Origin of the sequence: Pseudoalteromonas sp. ESRF-bin5 (genome assembly GCF_002632075.1) — a bacterium.
GTDB classification, from domain to species: Bacteria; Pseudomonadota; Gammaproteobacteria; order Enterobacterales; family Alteromonadaceae; genus Pseudoalteromonas; species Pseudoalteromonas marina.
In genome coordinates this window covers 1-19,640 of record NZ_NTLW01000058.1, presented here as the reverse complement: position 1 = coordinate 19,640, position 19,640 = coordinate 1, and the positions used below count along the sequence as shown (strand labels likewise).

Annotated in this window: 14 protein-coding genes; 11 read left to right on the top strand and 3 right to left on the bottom strand. The window is 39.6% G+C overall.

The window, feature by feature from the left end; translation table 11 throughout:
- The coding region (locus BCG07_RS02015) for a sensor domain-containing diguanylate cyclase (protein ID WP_286888339.1) at positions 1-1,324 on the top strand (1,324 nt) is incomplete at its 5' end.
- A 62-nt stretch (positions 1,325-1,386) separates the two neighbouring features.
- Here the strand turns inward: BCG07_RS02015 and BCG07_RS02010 are convergent.
- Positions 1,387-1,602 (bottom strand): hypothetical protein, encoded by a 216-nt coding sequence (locus BCG07_RS02010; RefSeq protein WP_006791468.1) that lies wholly within the window; start codon positions 1,600-1,602, stop codon positions 1,387-1,389.
- Positions 1,603-1,769: 167 nt separating this feature from the next.
- Between BCG07_RS02010 and BCG07_RS02005 the strand changes: the two genes are divergently transcribed.
- The 4 genes from BCG07_RS02005 (at position 1,770) to BCG07_RS01990 (ending at position 7,012) form a co-directional block, all read left to right on the top strand.
- Entirely contained in the window at positions 1,770-3,677 is a 1,908-nt protein-coding gene (locus BCG07_RS02005) for a DUF1800 domain-containing protein (RefSeq protein WP_286888336.1), read from the top strand.
- A gap of 10 nt (positions 3,678-3,687) precedes the next feature.
- The gene (locus BCG07_RS02000) at positions 3,688-5,028 is read left to right on the top strand and encodes a DUF1501 domain-containing protein (protein ID WP_286888334.1); all 1,341 of its coding nucleotides are present in this window, start codon (positions 3,688-3,690) and stop codon (positions 5,026-5,028) included.
- A gap of 88 nt (positions 5,029-5,116) precedes the next feature.
- Positions 5,117-5,830, top strand: coding sequence for a DUF1499 domain-containing protein (locus tag BCG07_RS01995; protein ID WP_276753263.1), 714 nt, complete (start codon positions 5,117-5,119; stop codon positions 5,828-5,830).
- A 135-nt stretch (positions 5,831-5,965) separates the two neighbouring features.
- Positions 5,966-7,012: an NAD(P)-dependent alcohol dehydrogenase gene (locus tag BCG07_RS01990; protein ID WP_279388994.1), complete on the top strand. Its 1,047-nt coding sequence runs from the start codon at positions 5,966-5,968 to the stop codon at positions 7,010-7,012.
- A 58-nt stretch (positions 7,013-7,070) separates the two neighbouring features.
- Here the strand turns inward: BCG07_RS01990 and BCG07_RS01985 are convergent, their stop codons facing one another.
- Complete coding sequence (locus BCG07_RS01985; protein ID WP_243531357.1) at positions 7,071-8,273, bottom strand: MFS transporter; 1,203 nt, start codon at positions 8,271-8,273, stop codon at positions 7,071-7,073.
- 230 nt (positions 8,274-8,503) lie between these two features.
- Here BCG07_RS01985 and BCG07_RS01980 point away from each other — a divergent pair, with 230 nt between their 5' ends.
- Both BCG07_RS01980 and BCG07_RS01975 read left to right on the top strand, forming a co-directional pair.
- Entirely contained in the window at positions 8,504-8,695 is a 192-nt protein-coding gene (locus BCG07_RS01980; protein WP_243531355.1) for a helix-turn-helix transcriptional regulator, read from the top strand.
- Positions 8,696-8,803: 108 nt separating this feature from the next.
- Complete coding sequence (locus BCG07_RS01975) at positions 8,804-10,933, top strand: TonB-dependent receptor plug domain-containing protein (protein ID WP_286888330.1); 2,130 nt, start codon at positions 8,804-8,806, stop codon at positions 10,931-10,933.
- A gap of 31 nt (positions 10,934-10,964) precedes the next feature.
- On the opposite strand, the gene BCG07_RS01970 is transcribed toward BCG07_RS01975, so the two are convergent.
- Positions 10,965-11,135 carry a DUF2986 domain-containing protein gene (locus BCG07_RS01970; protein WP_243531351.1) on the bottom strand — a complete coding sequence of 57 codons (171 nt, stop codon included), beginning with the start codon at positions 11,133-11,135 and terminating at the stop codon, positions 10,965-10,967.
- Positions 11,136-11,305: 170 nt separating this feature from the next.
- Between BCG07_RS01970 and BCG07_RS01965 the strand changes: the two genes are divergently transcribed.
- The 4 genes from BCG07_RS01965 to BCG07_RS01950 form a co-directional block, all read left to right on the top strand.
- Positions 11,306-12,793, top strand: a complete 1,488-nt coding sequence (locus BCG07_RS01965; RefSeq protein WP_243531349.1) for a dipeptidase — start codon at positions 11,306-11,308, stop codon at positions 12,791-12,793.
- Positions 12,794-13,174: 381 nt separating this feature from the next.
- The gene (locus BCG07_RS01960; RefSeq protein ID WP_286888327.1) at positions 13,175-13,795 is read left to right on the top strand and encodes an OB-fold-containig protein; all 621 of its coding nucleotides are present in this window, start codon (positions 13,175-13,177) and stop codon (positions 13,793-13,795) included.
- A gap of 61 nt (positions 13,796-13,856) precedes the next feature.
- The gene (locus BCG07_RS01955) at positions 13,857-15,959 is read left to right on the top strand and encodes a flotillin family protein (RefSeq protein ID WP_286888326.1); all 2,103 of its coding nucleotides are present in this window, start codon (positions 13,857-13,859) and stop codon (positions 15,957-15,959) included.
- Positions 15,960-16,041: 82 nt separating this feature from the next.
- A partial coding sequence (locus BCG07_RS01950; protein WP_286888324.1) for a DNA repair ATPase occupies positions 16,042-19,640 on the top strand: 3,599 nt, incomplete at its 3' end.

Below are 19,640 nucleotides of genomic sequence, written 5' to 3'. Positions count from 1 at the left end.
CATGACGAGCTTTGATAAAGACTATATTGAGTCAAATTATGTGGACGATACCTTTAAATCACTCAAAATAGATGGTGTATTTATTTACGACATGAACTTTAAACAAGTTTATGGGCATACTTTTGATTACATTCAGGAGCAATCCTTTGAGCTGCCAGAATTTGATCTAAATACTCATTTACCTAACCGTACTATCCTACCTTATAAAAAAAATACGTCAGAACACTTCGGTTTTTTAAGAACAGAGCATGGCCCTGTTATGTTTGCATCGCACGTAATTCAACGAACAAATAAAACAGGAGAGCCTGTTGGTAGTATTGTTTTTATTAAAAAAGTAAGGAAATCACAAGTTGCTATGATGGCAGAAGTAGCGCAAGTAAAACTTAGCTACTCAATAATAAATGACGATAGCGCAACACAAAATTTACTTGTTTTAAATGGTGGAATCCAAAATGAGGGAATAGCCACTGAGCGACAAAGAATATTGCTAGACATAAATGGTAACCCATTACTGACAATGAATATTGAGCATCACCATCAAAGGTTGCCTGTGTTATTTGACTTGTATTTAATTATTATTTTAATAATGTTTTTTGTAGCCTCTTTAATAGGTTTTTTTGTTGTTAATCGTTTTTTTATTACACCATTAATTAATGGTGCATCGGCAATCAATTTAATGTTACTTAAAAATGACCTTCAACCGCTTCATTTTAAAAATCAGTTTTTAGAAATGCGTGTACTTATAAATGGTTTTAATTCCTTAATAAAAGAGGTCAAAAAACAAAACGAACAACTTGAAAAAATAAGTAAAATAGACGAGTTAACGCAAATTTATAACCGACGTGCCTTTGAAGAAATTTACACATTACAGTGGCATGATGCCCACAATCAAAAAACAACGTTGGGATTAATGCTAATTGATGTTGATTACTTTAAGTTGTACAACGACTTTTATGGTCATCAAGAAGGAGATAGTGCCTTACAAGCACTATGCTGTGTTTTAAAAGAAACCGCCAAATCAAATAATGGTATAGCAGCACGCTATGGAGGTGAGGAATTTATAATGCTGTTTAACCAGCTTTCGTTTGAGCAATTTGAACTAATATCTCAACAATTACGAAAAAATGTAAATGCGCTTAAATTAACTCACAAAGGCTCTAAAGTAAGTGATGTTTTAACTATAAGTGTAGGCTGTGCTTTTGCAACGGCAAAGGCTATGGATAATGAAAGCATCACAGCCAAATCATTAATCAAAGATGCAGATGTTATGCTGTACGAGGCAAAAAACACCGGAAGAGACAGAGCCTTAATTAAATCAATATAATTAAACCACCATCGCGAATTGTTACTATTAATGCTAAAAAGTTTAATACATATTACGCTGCGCTAAACTTCTTTTCCTCCATGTTGCTCGGCTAAATCATCAAGCTCGGCAATGGTATAATCGAAGCCTGTTTCGTCGTAATCATAGCTTACTTTTACGCTATCACCTCCATTAAAAAGACGTGTTTTAACATCGTTCACTGGCCAGTTTTTTAACTCATGTAAAAAACGGTTGGCCACTTGCGATGATTCAAAACGATAACTAATTTCTGTTTTCATATGTGAGTCTCTGGCTGTTTAACCCCCGTAGTTTGTGCAATTTTGAACGTTAGTCAAGTTTCGATTACAAAAAATAAAAGGAAAAAATGTAAATTTTGTGTTTCAATTAATGCATTAAACTAAGTAGGCAATTGCTTACTTAAACCAAAATATCATGGCGATTTAACATGCATTATAAATTAGTTTTGATAGTAAGCTCAGTCTTTTTTCTTAGTGCCTGCGGTGGTTCTGGCTCAGATGATACCCCAACCGTTAATGGTAACAAACTTCCTTCTTTAACCCTGTCGGGCTTACCCAGTGATATCATAAAAAGCCAAACTATTGAGCTAAAAGCAACAGCCAGCGATGCTGACGGCAGCATCGCAAGTGTAATTTGGCAACAAACTTCGGGGCCTACTGTGTTAAGTGAGCCAGTAAACGCAAGCTCAGTTAGCGTTAAATTGGCTGATGCATTAACTTACACGCCTTCAGAGTATGCGTTTAATGTTACCGCGACCGATAACGAAGGGGCCACTACCGTTAAAACGGTCAATTTTTTTGCCCGCAATAGCATGGATGCATTTTCTGCAGCTCGGTTGTTGCATCAAGGAAGCATGGGGCCAACGCTTGTAGAAATACAAAACGCGCAAGGTCAAAGTGAGCTGCAATGGCTTGATGCCCAACTGGCATTGCCCATTAACTATCATCGTGACTATATGGTGTTTACTAATGACGATGAAGATTTTAGGTATATAAGCCGAATAGACGCGTGGTGGAAAGCCGTAATGCAAAGCGACGATCAACTACGCCAGCGCGTGGCCTTTGGGCTGAGTGAAATACTTGTAGTGTCTGATCTCAATAACGATTTACGCTCTCAGCCAGAAGGCATGGTGACCTATTACGATTTACTGCTAACGCATGCATTTGGTAATTTTCGTGATTTACTTGAGGCGGTAACTTTATCGCCAATCATGGGCACTTATCTTAGCCATTTGGGTAACGAAAAGGCCGATGATGCACTTAATATTCGCCCCGATGAAAACTATGCCCGTGAGGTTATGCAGTTATTTACTATCGGGCTTGATGAGCTAAACCAAGACGGTACCGCTAAATTAGACGCTAACGGTAATACTATTGCAACGTATGGCCAAGCAGAAATAGAAGGGTTTGCTCGTGTATTTACAGGGTGGACATTTGCAGGCAGTGAAACATTTAAGCGCAAAAGTCGCGACTATGTTGCGCCTATGCAAGCATTTGAAGAGTACCATTCACAAAAGCAAAAAACGTTATTAAACGGCGACATTATTCCCCAAGGGTATGGTGCGCAAGAGTCGTTACAACTAGCGCTTGATAATTTATTTAACCATCAAAATGTAGCGCCTTTTATCAGTAAGCAGTTAATACAACGACTAATTACATCAAACCCTACACCGCAATATGTAGAGCGAATTGCCAGTGTGTTTAATGATAATGGCGAAGGCGTTCGAGGTGATCTAGCAGCAGTAGTAAAAGCTATATATTTAGATAATGAAGCTCGTCATTATGGCAGTGTATTGAGCTACCAAGGTAAAATAAAAGAACCGCTTCTTAAAACAGTCCAATTTTGGCGAAACCTAAACGTAAGGTCACCCGAAGGTTATTACAAAACATGGAATTTAGTTGACCGATATGGGCAAGGACCTATGCAGTCGAGTTCGGTGTTTAACTTTTTTAGACCTGACTACCAGCCTGCTCAGTTGCGAACAAATTCATTAGTGGCTCCTGAGCTACAAATAGCCGGCGATGCAACGATTATAGGCACCATGAACGAGCACTTTGCCGATTTGGTGTGGAGTACTGCAGAGGCGCACACCGATTTAAATCCAAGCGGTATTTATGTTTACATCATTAACGATATGAATACCTTGCAAAACAATGGGGTTAACTACTTACTCGATCAATACAACGTACTGTATTTTGCAGGCTCTATGAGTAGTGACACACGCCAAGCATTATTAGATTTAGATGCCTATTTTGATGACGATCAATATCGCGAACGGGTATCGTATTTACTTTATATGATTGCTATTTCACCTGAATTTAATTTGCAGTACTAGGAGAGACATAATGAGCATTAATAGAAGACAATTTTTGTCGTTATGTTTAAAAGGCGGTGTATCGGCAGCCGCACTGACTAGTTTGCAACTACAAGCGCTTACAGGCTCTGTTAATGCAGTTGAACTAGGCGACTACAAAGCACTAGTATGCATTTTTTTATACGGCGGTAACGATTCACTCAACATGTTGGTACCCCTTGAAGGTGAGCAGCGTAGCTTGTACGAACAAAGCCGACAAAATTTAGCTGTTGCATCGCCAATTACTTTAAATACTGCAACCCAATTTGCAGGTGGTGTAGGGTTGCACCCATCATTGTCGCCTATTCAACGTGTTTTTAATGAATCTAATTTAGCGTTTGTTGGTGGGGTGGGTACCTTGCTTGCGCCAACAACTTATAACGATTACAAAAATAATTCAGTGGCATTACCTAAGCACTTATTTTCTCATAATGATCAGCAAGCATCTTGGATGTATGGCCGTGAAAAACAGTCGCTGAACAGTGGTTGGGGAGCACGTTTGTTAGAGCGCTTAAATCAGCAGGATCAGTTTGCTGCCAATGTGTCGTTAGATGGAACTAATCTGTGGCAAACAGGCAGCCAAACAAAAGCGTTTGCACTAAATAAAAGTGGGATTAGTCGTATAAATGCATTTGGCGGTTATCAACCACGCACAGACCACGTAACTAACATTATGAATCGTATAATGGGCAATACTCATCATCCGCTTAGTGATGCTTATGCAAAAAGCTTTAATTCGGCTATTAACAATACTCAAACTATGAACAATGCGTTAGAGACTGCCCCAGAGCTGATAACAACATTCAGCGATTCTAGTGTTTCTCAGCAATTGGCCGCAGTGGCAAAAGCAATTAGTGTGCAGTCTACTTTAGCAACACAGCGCCAAGTGTTTTTTGTTTCAATGGGCGGGTTTGACACCCACGACAACCAATTAGAAACTCACCCGCTTTTGTTAAATTCATTAGCGCAAAGCTTGAGCGAATTTAATAGCGCAATGCAAGAGCTAAATATGGCAGACAAAGTAACGACCTTTACGATGTCGGACTTTGGTAGAACGCTGACCTCAAATGGTGATGGCACCGATCATGGTTGGGCTGGCAATCAACTAGTAATGGGAGGAGCGGTTAAAGGAGGCGATATCTATGGTGAATTTTTAACGCAGCATTTAGACGGCCCGCAAGACGTTGGCAGTGGCAGGCTCATCCCAAGCGTGGCAAATGAGCAATACTTTGCCTCATTGGCGCAATGGTTTGGCGTTCCATCATCTGAATTGAGCGATATTTTTCCTAATCTGACTAACTTTGATCGCACAACATTGGACTTTTTTATGTAATTAGTTGCTAATGGTAAACCAAAATCAAGCACGTGCAGTATAAGTGCTGTTTACAAAATAACAATTACACACAAAATGGAGCACAAGAATGAAGATTTTAGTCAGCTTGGTGAGTTTAATCGCCTTTTTACTGGTTGTATTACCTGGCCCTTTATACAAGTATGGCGTGGTTGATTTAGGCCTTGCTTTTACAGGCTTTAGATACGGCGTGTATGTGGGTGGTGCAGCACTTGTTTTACTGCTAGTGCAGTTAATATTTATGCGTAAAACCGCTTCATTTGGTAGTGCTATCGTTGCTGTAGTATTTTCTGTGGTTGCTATTGCTATGCCGCTTAACATGATGAATAAAGCCAAAAATGTGCCGCCAATTCATGATATTTCAACCGACTTGGTTAACCCGCCTAAATTTGTTGCTATAGCACCACTTCGCGCTGACGCACCAAACCCAGTTGAATACGCAGGGGAAGAAACCGCGGTACAACAACGTAAAGCTTACCCAGAACTAACAACACTTAACTTTGCACAGTCGCAAAGTGATTTAATTGCAGCAACCGAGCAAGCAATTAAAAATTTAGGCTGGGAATTGGTAAGCGCTAATAAATCACTTGGTTTAATAGAAGCAACAGACACCACAACGTGGTTTGGTTTTAAAGACGATGTTGTTGTTCGTATTGTTGATGAAGGTACTGAGCGCTTTGTTGATATAAGAAGTAAATCTCGTGTTGGTCGCAGCGATTTAGGTAAAAATGCCGAGCGTATTAATACTTTAATTGACGAAATTAACGCAGAGCTTACTAAGTAACACTGCCTTAAATAGTAGCATGTGATTGAGCCCAAATAATATTTGGGCTTTTTTGTGGCTGCTTTTCAGTTTGTATTCACTCCTCAAAGTACATACTCAATGCGTTTTAAATTTTTAAACAACTATGGAGTTATGATGAAAACAGTAGGATATGCAGCAAAAAGCCAAGGGTCTGAGCTTACAGAGTTTGAGTTTGAACGCCGCGATTTACGAAATAACGATGTAGAAATTGAAATTTTATACTGCGGAGTGTGCCATTCAGATTTACACACCGTTAGAAACGATTGGGGCGGTGTAAAATACCCACTCGTGCCAGGCCATGAAATTGTTGGCAGAGTTAAGTCGGTTGGTAGCGATGTTAAAAAATACAAAGAAGGTGATACCGTTGGCGTAGGCTGTATGGTTGATTCATGTAAAAGCTGCGATCAGTGCGACAATAATGAAGAGCAATTTTGCCGTGAGGGCATGGTTGGCACTTATGCCGGTAAAGACAGAGAAACCGGAGAAATGACCCAAGGCGGGTATTCTAAGCATGTTGTAGTTCGTGAAGAGTTTGTACTTTCAATACCACAGAGTTTAGATCTCTCACGCGTAGCACCGTTGTTATGTGCAGGTATTACTACGTATTCTCCACTACATAAATGGGGCGTTAAAAAAGGCAGCCGTGTTGCAGTTGTAGGCCTGGGTGGCTTAGGTCATATGGCGGTAAAAAATGCCGTAGCAATGGGGGCTGAGGTAACTGTTGTTGGCCGAAGCGAATCTAAAAAAGAAGATGCTGTTAAACTTGGTGCCCAGCATTACTTAGTTTCAACAAATGATGACGAAATGAAAGAGTCACAGTCAGCATTTGATGTGATCATTGATACAGTGCCTGTTAAGCACGACCTATCAATTTATACACCGCTATTAGACATAGATGGAGCATTAATTATTGTTGGTCAAGTGGGGCCTGTTGAAGAGTTAAATACAGTGCCATTATTAATGGGACGACGTCAGGTTGCAGGTTCACTTATAGGTGGTATAGCAGAAACGCAGCAAATGCTCGATTTTTGTGGTGAAAACAATGTATTACCTGAGTGTGAAATGATTAACATTGACGAAATTAACACTGCATACGAACGTATGGAAAATTCAGATGTACGATATCGTTTTGTCATTGATATGGCGTCGTTAGATTCGTAAAAATTTATTGATATGAAAGTAAAAGAGCGGCTTATCAGTCGCTCTTTTTGTGTTGTGATTAATTAACTGTGTTTAAATTGGGTGACTTATTAAGTTGTAAATAGCTCAGCAACCACATTCCTAAGCCACCTAAAAATAATGCCGCAGCGACATAGCCAGTTTGATTTGGCGCAGCCCCTTTGGCAATAGCGATTCCACCTACCCACGGGCCAATTGCGTTTGCTGTATTAAATGCACATTGAACTAATGCGCCTATCATCGCGTGACCTTCAGGTGCTACATCCATGAGTAGGCTTTGAATTAATGTCGCTAAACCGACACTACAACCGATGAAAAAAATAACCGCATAAAGCACCCAAATATTATAACTTGCCGTAACATAAGCAAATGCAAAAATAATGGTGCATACAAGCGCAAAGCCTGTAGTTTTTATTGCCGACTTATCTGCAGCTTTTCCTAAAACGTAATTACCCAGTGTACAGCCAATGCCAAACATTACCATTGCCACTGAGATAGTATAAGGCGCTGTATTTGTTACATCTAAAATGGTGTCAGCAATGTAGGTATAAATACAAAACACACCACCAAAGCCAATAATAACAATGCCTAGAATTGACCATACGAGCTTGTTTTTGAGCACACCAAACTCGTTTAATAAGTTAGAGGGTTTAGCGTTATCTATGTTGGGCACGACTTTATAAACTAAAATAAATGCAACAAAAGCAATCGCTGCAGCACCAGCTAAACAGTAACGCCAACTTAAATTTTGGCCTACCAATGTTACAACGGGCACACCAACAATAGTTGCAATGGTTAATCCCATAAATACTTTTGACATAAAGCTGGCTCGTTTACCTTGCGGCGCAATATCAGATGCAAGCAAAATGGCAGCACCAAAATAAGCGCCATGAGGCAATCCACTCAAAAACCTAAATATGATTAACTGCTCTAACGACGTAGCCAATGCACTAAGCCCATTAGATACACACATTAAACTTAAAAAAATCAGCAGTGCTTTTCGTTTTCGCATATTAGCCGTTGTAAGCATTAACACAGGTGCACCAACCACTACGCCTATAGCATACGCGCTTATAGCATAACCACTTTGAGAAGGTGTAGTATCAAATGTTTCGCTTATAAGGGGCAACATTGGCATCATCGAAAATTCAGATAAACCTAAAATAAAGGTGCCTAACGCCAGCACAATTAAAATAGCCGTTTTATTTAGCTGATTGGGTATAGATGTAACATCAGGTTTCATAAACCCCCTTTGAATTAGATGTTTAAATATAAAAAAGTAACGCCAGAGCAAAAAAGCACTATGGGTTATAAATGCAAAAATTTATGAAATGAATATAGAAAAACTTGAAGCAATTAGTTTAAGTGAAGCGACAGGCTAAGTCATTAGATAGAGTTAAATAAATACGATTTATATTATTTAATTAGCACCTAGATACTTAACAAACGCTACAGCTGTGATGAGGGCGAAGAATGAAAAACCGCTTAAAAGTACTCAGGGCTGAGCGAAATCTAACACAGGCTAAACTAGCTGAATTATTAGATGTATCGCGCCAAACCATTAATGCAATTGAAAAAGGTAAGTTTGATCCCAGTTTACCGCTGGCGTTTAAAGTAGCGCGGTTATTTGAATTAAAAATAGAAGATATTTTTGATGATGAATAACGCAGGCATATTTAAAATAAAATGAGCAAAGTGCGACAATTTGTCGCGCTTTTATTCTAGCCTCACGAATTATAATTAGTCCAACTATTACAGTGGCATAATTATAAAATGGCAGATTTAAGCAACACTCCAAACACATATTTATTAACGCCTTTGGCTTTTTTTATAGGCAGCATGTTTTCTTCAGCAGCCTTTGCAGAAGACACCTCTTTAGAAGTTATTGAGGTTCATGGACATTCGCAAAATAAACATCTTGCACTTGGTTCTGCAGAATCATTACTAAATGATTTAGGTGTGGATTTTTCTGCTGCAGGTGGGGTGTCTAACTTGCCTATTTTAAATGGCTTGATGGGCGATAGAGTAAAAGTATTGGTCGATGGGGCTGATGTTACAGCGGCATGTGCTAATCATATGAACCCTCCGCTTTCGTATGTTTCTGCTAATCAAATTACGGCTTATCATGTTATTGCGGGTATATCAGCGGTAAGTGCCGGTGGCGATAATATTGCAGGGGTGATAAGCGTAAATACTATTTCACCACAGTATAGCCAAAGTAATGAGCTTAACTGGCACTCAGGCTATGTATCTGCTCAATATAATAGCGTAAACAATGCGCGAAAAGTGGGGGTAGGAGCACGTATTGCGAGCAATACCCTGAGTTTTAATTACCAAGGTGCGTTTAGTGATGCCAAAAGTTACGACGACGGAAATGGAGACTTGGTATTAGATACCTTATATCGCGTTCAAAACCATGCGCTTTCTGCAGCAATACGAGACGAAAAACAACAGTTTGTAATTAAGCTTACACATCAAAAAATACCTTATCAGGGCTTTGCTAATCAGTATATGGATATGACTGATAACACAAGTTATGGCGCAACGGCCCAGTACAAGCGTGTATTGGAAAACAGTGAATTGGAAGCCCAACTTAATTGGCATGAGGTTAAACACGAAATGGGTTTTTTTAGCGCTGAAAAAACAGGCATGATGCCAATGAATACCGATGCGCGCGATATAAGCTCTCAAATTAAATGGCGTTTAAACCTAGATAGCAATAGCAGCCTATTACTTGGGCAAGCATTTTATGATTACCGAATTGATGATTGGTGGTCTGCTGTTGAAGGTTCCGCCATGATGGGCCCTAACGATTACATTAATATAAATAATGGTCAGCGTAAGCGTATTGCAGCATTTGCAGAATTTGAGAGCCAAATAAATACTCAGTTGTGGTTAAATTCAGGTATACGTGTTGAGCATGTAAATACTCGTGCTGACGATGTTCAGCCATATAGCGAAGGTATGGCAATGATGACTATGAGCGCCATGCCAATGCAGCCTAGTAACGCAAGTGCCGCTGCTGCTTTTAATAGCAAAGAGAACGATAAATCAGACACGGTGGTTGATATCAGTGTATTACTTAATTATCAGCTTACTCATACTGACGAGATACAGGTTGGTCTTGCTCGCAAAAACAGAGCACCTAATTTGTATGAGCGATACAGCTGGGGTGTGAGCAATATGGCAACCACCATGATTGGTTGGTACGGTGATGGCAATGGCTATATAGGCAACCAAAATTTAGAAGTAGAAACCGCGCATACAATAAGCTCTACTTATATTAAATCGGCTCAAAACGACGACTGGCAAGTAAGTGCTAACATTTGGTATACCAATGCATCTGACTACATTGATGCAGACCTCGTCAGGTCTTTTAATCGATTTGGCTTAGAAAACACAACACGTAACATACTTAAATTTACTAATACGGATGCCGTATTGTATGGGGTTAAGTTAGATTTAGCCGCTAATATTCATCAATCTAAAGCACTCGGTAATTGGCAATTAAATGCCAATATTACTAATACACGTGCAAAGCGAGATGATACCAACCAGCCGCTTTATCAAATAAAACCACTGCATACCAAGCTTGCAATTAACCATCAACTCGGCCGCTTTGAAAATACGCTGTCGTGGCAATGGAATGATGCTAAAACACGCGTCGATAACAACCGATTAGAAAACCAAACCGATAGCTACAACATTGTAAATTTAGGTTCAAAAGCGTCATGGGGCGACTTAACGTTAAGTGCACAAGTGAGTAATTTATTTGACGAGTACTATCAATTACCGCTTGGTGGGGTGAGCATTGCGCAGCTTAAAAAAGGCGAAAGCACGGGTTTTGAGCAGCTCGCAGGGCAGGGGCGTTCGTTTAATATAGGGATGAGTGTCGCATTTTAAGGTGATTATATAATTTACAACTAAGAGCAGATTACGGCTGCTCTTGGTTTTGTTCAATTTGGGTTGGTTGTTCTGCTTGTTGTTCTAGCTTCTCACGATCAGCTTTTGATATATACGCGGGCTTATTACTTTTGTGTAATTTAGCGTTAGCGCGTTTGTCTTTCTTTTGAAACTTTGTGACTATTTTTTTACGACGATTCACACTGATTTACCCCAATTATTTTAAGCCACCTATTATACCGCTATCCATATTAAAGCCGCCATATAAATATTTACACTTAATAGTTTGTTAAATTACCGCAAAGCGCTATTTGTAATGCTATGTGGGCGCTATAATTAAAGCCCTTAGTTATTAATTAAATGGAATAAGTTTTGAAAAAGTTAGCTTTAGCAAGTGCTCTTTTGTTCGCGTTTAGCGCGCACGCACAGTTACATAAAAATATTGATAATGTTGCCGATTACGCTGTAGATACCTACCAAAATGCACAAGTACACACGCTAACTAACTTAGTTGCTTTTCCTACAGTAAATAAAGATTCAATACCCGCACCACAAAACCCAGATTTTATTAACTTTAAATCGGTATTAAAAATGAAAGCTGCAGAGCTTGGGTTCGACTATCAAGACCTTGGTTACACTGTGCTTATTGGCATGGGTAAACAAACAGACAAGGTAACAGTGGTAACACACGGTGATGTGCAGCCAGCTAATGCGAGTAAGTGGAAGCAAAACCCCTTTATTATTGATACCTCAGAGCCGGGTAAATTAGTAGGCCGTGGTACCGAAGATGACAAAGGCGCTATCGCTACTGCGCTTTACGCCATGAAAGCGATTAAAGATAAAGGTATTGAGCTTGATAACCGCATTGAGCTGATGATTTATCTGGCTGAGGAGTCTGATTGGGGCCCACTTACTGAGTTCATGAAAACATACGAGCAACCAAAGTATGCAGTAACCATTGATGCATCATACCCGGTAGTGGTTGCTGAAAAAGGTTGGAGCTTAATTTCTCCTACATTTAATGCCATATCAGATCAAAAAGCAGTGTATGTAAGCGACCTTGCTGGTGGTGCTTTCAAAAGCCAAATACCAGAAGATGCAAGTTTAGTACTGCATAATGCAAACAATGCGCTAGTTAACCAACTAAAAACAAGAGCCAAGCAACTAAATCAAGTTGAATTTAACTTTAGTAAAAAAAATAACGCCATTGCCATTAATGTAAAGGGCATGTCTGCCCATTCTTCTGAGCCCGAATCTGGCGTGAACGCCATTGCACATTTAGCCGAGCTATTTGATGGAATCGCACTTGAAAACAATAGCGATGGACAGCTTATTAAATTTGTAAATCAACTGATAGGGTTAGATCTTCACGGTAAGCAGTTTGGCGATATTGCCTATAAGCATGACTTTATGGGCCCAATGACCGTAGCCCCAACCGTCATTGAGCGCAGCGGGAATAAGCTAACGTTAGCTGTTAATGCTCGTCGCCCTGTTGGTAAAAGTGAAGATGTATTAAAGCAACAAATAGAGACAGCCGTTAATCAATGGCAAGCTAACAATAAAGTTACACTCGAGAGTATAGATACAGTGATAGGTAATCCTATGCTGTTAGACAATGCGCCGCATGCGCAAAAGCTACTTGATATATTTAAGCACTTTACCGGCGACGAAAAAGCCGATTTTGTATCAATTGGTGGAGGCACTAACGCAAAACTATTTGATAATGCAGTATCGTTTGGACCTTCAATGCCAGGAAAACGTTATACAGGCCACTCTGAGCATGAATTTATTACACTTGAGCAATTAGAGCTTAATTTACGCATGTATACCGCAATGATGATTGAGCTTGGTAATATGTAAGCTCATAAGTGTTTTAATATGAAAGCCGCCTTGCTTAACTAGTAAGGCGGCTTTTTTGTATCTGTTAAAGTTGGGCCACGAAGCGAATATTGTATTGATCGTCGTCATTATTATCGGTGTAACTTGCAGTGATATAGTAGCTATCGTTAAAAAGTCATACGTGCAGATAGAATACTTCAATCTAAAAGTAAGTGAGCTAAATTGACCGTTGAAAAATGCCTACAAATAGTGGGTTTATAATGAGGTAATTAAAATAGAGGTGAGCTATTTACAATTCTTTATAAACCAGTGGCTAATTATTATAAAAAACTTAACAAACTCTCTTCAAAATGGTAAAAATCATACTGTGTAAATGTATTAATACAGATGGATAGCAGTAATATGGACTTTTTGAATTTAGCACTTACGTTTCCTACCATTATTTTCACGGCCCTGCTTTTGGTTGTAATCCTTTTTTGGGTGATCACTTTATTAGGCTTTGCTGACATTGATATGTTTGAATCTGATTTAGACATAGAGCCCAGTTCATCTAATTCAAATAGCGCCCATTCAGCGTCAAACTTTGGTTTTGGCAGTATTCCTATTACGGTATCAATTAGTTTAGTGGTTATGATTAGCTGGCTAATTAGTATTTATGCACATAAGTTTTTTGCTTACCTACTTGGTGATGGTGTTTTATTTTATGTGTTTGGCTTAGCGATGCTGGTAGTAAGCGCGATTATTGCTTTACCAATTGCAGTTATTATTTCAAAACCATTACAACGCTTTTTCTCAAGTGTAGAAACTTCTCGCAGTAGCGACTTATTGGGTCTTGAATGCACGGTTGTTACTGGAAAGGTGACGCCAACGTTTGGTCAAGGCAGAGTTAATTTTCAAGGCACTGAGCAACTCATTGAAATTAGATCGCATGACGAATACCCCTTCAGCGCAGGTGATACGGTAATATTACTTGAGCATATAAAAAAGCAGCATTGTTATATTGTTACTGCCAAACCTTGGTAACACAACTCCGTTTTTGCTGTAAATAACACATAATAAATCGATAATTACGTTAGGACATAACATGGAATTTTTAGATAACTTACTACCTATATTAACGTTTGTAGGTATAGCGATAGCGGTCATTTTTGCTATTTTGTTAATTGTTGGCAAGTTTTATCGCAAAGTGGAACAAGGCCAAGCTCTCATTATAAATAAAATGAAAAGTGAGCCAGACGTTACCACTACCGGTGGCATTGTTTACCCTGTTATCCATAAAATGGAAGTGATGGATATTTCAACAAAGCGCATGGTACTTGAACGTAAAGACAAAGGCGGCTTGATTTGTAGAGACAATATACGTGCCGATATCGCCATTACGTTTTATATTCGTGTTAATGAAAACAAAGACGATATTTTACGTGTAGCAAAGCAAGTAGGTTGTGCACGTGCATCAGAGCATGAAACGCTGCAAGAATTATTTGAAGCTAAGTTTTCAGAGGCACTTAAAACGGTTGGTAAGCGAATGGATTTTGTTGAGTTATTTACTCACCGAAACGAATTTAGAGACAACATTAAAGAAGTGATAGGGCAGGACTTATCTGGCTATACGCTTGAAGATGTCGCTATTGATTACCTAGAGCAAACGTCGATTGAAAAGCTTGATTCACAAAATATACTTGATGCAGAAGGTATTCGTCGTATTACCGAAATGACGGCAGCGCAAAATGTATTAACCAATCAATTAAAATGTGATGAGCGCGCAAAAGTAGAAATTCAAAACCAAGAAGCCACTGAGAAATCACTTGAAATAGAACGCCAAAAACAAGATGCGATGTCGCGTCAAGTGCGTGAAATTGAAACCGTTAAAGCGCGTGAACACGCCGAAGCTGAAAAAGTACGCCACGAAGAGCGTTTAAAATCAGAGCAGGCTCGAATTCAATCTGAAGAATCAATTGGAATTAGCGAGCAAAATAAGCAGCGTGAACTTGATATTGCAGAGCAAAACCGACTGCGAGTACTGGGTATTGAGGAAGAAAAAGTTTTACGCTCTCGTGAAATAGAAGTGATTGAACGAGAAAGAGAAACTGAAATTTTACGTATTAACAAAGAAAAAGCACTTGAAGTAGAACGCAAAGAAATTGCTGATGTAGTGCGCGATCGCGTAATAGTAGAAAAATCGGTAGCTGAAGAGCAAGAGCGTATTAAAGATGTGCAGGTTTTAGCAGGTGCAGAACGTGAAAAAGACGCCATTATAATCCGAGCTAAAGCAGAAGCAGAAGAAGCATTAGTTAAAGATATTGAAGCTGCTAAAGCGCAAGATCAAGCTGCTGAATTTAAAGCCCGTGAACTTGAAACAATGGCCAATGCAGAACTGCGCATTGCTAACCAGCAAGCAGAGTCTAAAAAGATACTTGCCCAGGCACACCAAGTTGAAACCGCAGCACAGGGCTTAGCTGAAGCTGACGTTATAACAGCTAAAGCACAAGCAAACGCAATGCAGGGTGAAGTAGACGCTAAAGTATTGCGTCAAAAATTAGAAGCAGAAGCACAAGGTAACCGTGAAATAGGGCTATCTCAAGCACAAGTACAAACAGCCATGGCTGATGCGAATGAGAAACAAGGTGAAGTTGAAGCCATTAACCTTGAGCGTAAGATGCTTGCTGAGGCCAAAGGTCTTGAAGAAAAACTACAGGCGCTAAATGCGATGGACCAAGATGCCCGTGACTACGAAAGCTTTACAATGCAACTAAACCAGCAAAAAGAGCTAGTGCTGGCTAAAATTGAGGCAGGCAAAGATATAGCAGAGCATCAAGCTCAAGTGATGAGCAAAGCACTAGGCGATGCCGATATTAATATTATGGGCGGCGATGGCCAGTTCTTTAACCAGTTTATGAGTGCTATTAGCTTAGGTAAATCAATAGATGGTTTAGTAGATGAAAGCAAAACAGTACAAACTGTATTTAAAGATCACTTAAATGGCGATCGCAATTTAATTGAGGATTTGAAAGGAGTATTAGCGGGCGCTAACGGCTCAGCTGAAACTATGAAAAACCTTAATATGAGTAAATTATTAAAGCAATTGAGTAACACCACAGCGGCTGAAAAAAGCCAATTACTAAGTATGCTAGGGAGCAATATGGGCAGCGGCCTTGACGAGAAAATAAAACTCGACCCGCAAGACTAACTCCTCTCAATCTATAGCCGTAATTTATAATTTACGGCTTTTTTGATCACACATACAAAAGTAATACTGCAGGAAAGGTTTAATGACGGACTCAACACAACATGCTTTAGAGCAGGGATCGTACGATTTAATCAAGCGTCGTTTAAATAATTTTGGCGTAACACTCAAAACGCAAACAGATAAAGTTAATGCCTCGCGCATTAACGAGTTTGGTAGCACAGAGCTTCAAGTTAAAGGGCGTGTGCGTGCGCGAACCGATCAAAATTGTACGCCTCGCGATATTGTTATTGTGGGCGACAAGGTTATTTTTGCTTACAACGTGTTTTTGGGTCTGAAAAAAGAAACCTCAATTGATGATGTATTTAGTGTGCACAAATTGGTTCAGCAAGAGGACCACTTTGAGATTGAACCCTACCCAGAAAAAACCTTATTTTTAACCGATACTCGTTTTATTCGCGATTTTGAAGAGCTTTATACTTACTACAAGCAAACTAAGTTGCAGCACCTATATCAGCAAAACGGCAAGTTATTTGCGTTGTTTCAGATTGGTGAAAAGCTCTCTGACGTGCGAGTGTTTAGATGGGAGATACACCCAGATAACACTATTCATTATATTGATAATCGCGGTGAACGCGATATAAAGCACGCACACGATTATGATTTTGAATGGCAACAAACAGACCGCAGTGACCATGTTGAAGGGCGTCACGGTCATATAAATATTGCCGATACCGTGTTTGTTGAAACCATTGGTGGCACACTCACCATAAAAATAGAAAACAGCACCGAAACCGGCGAAGGCATTCATCAAGAACCTGTTGAAGATAAAAACCAATCGCTTGCTGATAGCGAGGTTGAATACGCGCAAGTTGGTGACTTGATTTTACTTAAAATTTTGCCATACCGAGAAAAGCAGTGGCGCTATTTTATTTTTAACAGCCGCACTTTGCAGGTCATGCGCCAAGATGCCATTGGTAGCGCATGTGTTACGCTGCCTGAGGACCATGGTATTATTTTCCCCGGTGGTTACTATTTGCAGTCGGGACAGGCTCGCTCATTTGAAGAACAAATTGATGATTTAGAATTTCATCGCCAAGTTAAATCGCCCAATGGCGAAGATGTATTGTATGTATTTTATGAGCCAAGCGAAGGACGCTATGCTTTATTTGCTTACAATATTATTGATAAAAACTTACAAAACCCGATTTACTGTCACGGTTATGGTATTTACAACAATGGCATAGCGTTAACCTTCAAAGCCGATAACGAACAAGCTGAACGCGTACACCCAATCCAAATATGGCAAAGCCCATTTGTATCAGCTGAGTTTGCCGCCAATGCACCTGCTTTAACGAGTTTTTTTGGAAAAATTGGTAACCCCGATTTAGTACGCGGTATTTCAGATTTATATAGTGTATGCAAAGCGATTAACGAGCAAAGCCCAAGTTTGTTTCACTACGAAGATATGATATCGCTGAGTCGAAATATATTTGATCGCTATCATTGGCTTAATGAAAATGAGTTTGCTGACATAGCGCAAAGCTTGCACAGTATTTTTGAGACAGCTGAACAAGTACTTGATGAGTTTGAAAAAGTAACTGAAATACAGAACAAAGCTAAGCAAGCACTTGCAGATATAACTAAACAGTACACAGAAGTAACACGAGAGGTCCGCCCCGATAGCTTTAAAGCAGTATCTGAATTTGTTACGGCAATAGACGCGTTAAAAGTACTAAAAGGGCAAATAATCAGCCTTGAAGATATTAAGTACATAGACACAGATGCGCTTAACCAGTTACAAGCTGATGTAGATGGGCATTTGAGCGGTGTAAGCCAAGCTACTGCAGCTTTTTTGCAGCAATCAACAGCACTCGAACCGTATCATAACAAGTTAAAAGAGCTCGAAGAGTTAAGTGCTAAGAGTGAAAGCGTAACCGAACTTAAAACCTATGTTGCCGAGCTTGATAAACAAAGTGTGGAACTTGATTTACTTAACCACACAATGCTTGATTTAGACATAGACGATAGCCGTATTCGCACTCAAATTTTAGAAGATATTAGCGGTGTATATGCGTTAGTTAATAGGGCAAAAGCAGGCATAGAAATACGTCAAAAAAGCTTAGGCAGTGTTGAGGCTAAAGCTGAGTTTGCCGCTCGTTTTAAACTATTTTCACAAAGTATTACTAATGCATTAAATAATGCAAAAACCCCTGAGGCGTGTGACGATCAATTATCGCGTTTGCTAATACAGCTAGAAGAGCTCGAGTCGCAATTTAGCGATTTTGATGAATACCTCAGCGAAATAATAGCCAAGCGAGAGGACGTTTACGAAAGCTTTGAAGCACATAAGCAAAGCTTAATTGATGCGCGTCAGCGACGTGCGCTTAATTTAGCAAATGCCGCAGAGCGTATTTTACAGGGCGTTAATCGACGTTCGCAAAGCTTCACTGAGTTAGATGCGTTAAACACCTACTTTGCAGCTGATCCGATGATCAGTAAGTTACGTGCACTTACGCAAGAGTTAAAAGATATTGGCGACGAAATACGTGCCGATGATATTCAGTCAAAACTAAAAGCAAGCAAAGATCAGGGCATTCGCTCATTACGAGATAAACAAGATATATTTACCGATGGCGGTAATACGGTAAGTATAGGTAAACACGCATTTAGTGTTAATAAGCAATTACTTGATTTAACGTTACTGCCTCGCGATGAGCAGCTAATGCTGCATTTAACAGGGACCGATTACTTTGAGCCGATTACCGACGCAAAAAGTGTTGAAACATTAGCGCAAAGCCGTCACTTGTGGCAGCAAGCGCTCGTGTCTGAAAACAGCACTATTTATCGTGGTGAATATTTAGCTGCGCAAATTTTATTAGCCTGCGAAAATAGTGAGCATACACTTACATTTACACAATTACAGCAAGCTAAAGACAACGGTACGCTTTTAAATGTAGTGCAAAAATTTGCAGAGCCCCGTTACCAAGAAGGTTACGAAAAGGGCATTCACGATCATGACGCAAGCGCAATAATAGAGTCTTTACTTAATCAAAAAAGCACCCTTGATTTACTCATTTACCCAGTGAGTTGTAGGGTAGTAGCGCAGCTTTACAGCGCACAATTGTCAGCAGAACAGTTGGCTACTTTTTATCACCAAGCAAAAAATGCATTGTTGATGGAAACGCACTTTGGTGCAATTAACTTTATTAGCGCTTTAACATCTCAACTGAGTGAATATATCAGCGAGTTTTTAAATACGATACCTCGTATGCTTGTGCACTTTAGTAATTTATCAAGTGAGCTCAGCGCAGCATATTTAATTAAGCAATTGGCGCAGCAAAAAAGTGCAGATGAGCCTCTGTTTATAGTATCTCAGCAAGCTAAAAACCTCGCCGAGCAGTTTAATAGTGATGCAAATAGTAAGGGGTTTAGCAAAGAGCTAACCCAAGCTAATACCACACTTAATAGCACAGATGAGCGCGGTCTACTTTATTTAAGTTGGCTAAATGCCTATTGTTTACAACACAGTAATATTAGCGCTGAAGTTCAAGCTGAAGCTGCGAATTACCTTCATTTAACAGCCTCTACTTCTTTCAAATACAGCGTTTTAGATGTAAATGCCGATTACACTGTTAGTGGATTAATGGGGCAGCATAAGCAAATAAGTGAGCAAACACTTCA

Coding starts and splice junctions, on each gene's coding strand:
- BCG07_RS02010 (WP_006791468.1), bottom strand. CDS start 1,602: ATGAAAACAGAAATTAGTTATCGTTTTGAATCATCGCAAGTGGCCAAC.
- BCG07_RS02005 (WP_286888336.1), top strand. CDS start 1,770: ATGCATTATAAATTAGTTTTGATAGTAAGCTCAGTCTTTTTTCTTAGT.
- BCG07_RS02000 (WP_286888334.1), top strand. CDS start 3,688: ATGAGCATTAATAGAAGACAATTTTTGTCGTTATGTTTAAAAGGCGGT.
- BCG07_RS01995 (WP_276753263.1), top strand. CDS start 5,117: ATGAAGATTTTAGTCAGCTTGGTGAGTTTAATCGCCTTTTTACTGGTT.
- BCG07_RS01990 (WP_279388994.1), top strand. CDS start 5,966: ATGAAAACAGTAGGATATGCAGCAAAAAGCCAAGGGTCTGAGCTTACA.
- BCG07_RS01985 (WP_243531357.1), bottom strand. CDS start 8,273: ATGAAACCTGATGTTACATCTATACCCAATCAGCTAAATAAAACGGCT.
- BCG07_RS01980 (WP_243531355.1), top strand. CDS start 8,504: ATGAAAAACCGCTTAAAAGTACTCAGGGCTGAGCGAAATCTAACACAG.
- BCG07_RS01975 (WP_286888330.1), top strand. CDS start 8,804: ATGGCAGATTTAAGCAACACTCCAAACACATATTTATTAACGCCTTTG.
- BCG07_RS01960 (WP_286888327.1), top strand. CDS start 13,175: ATGGACTTTTTGAATTTAGCACTTACGTTTCCTACCATTATTTTCACG.
- BCG07_RS01955 (WP_286888326.1), top strand. CDS start 13,857: ATGGAATTTTTAGATAACTTACTACCTATATTAACGTTTGTAGGTATA.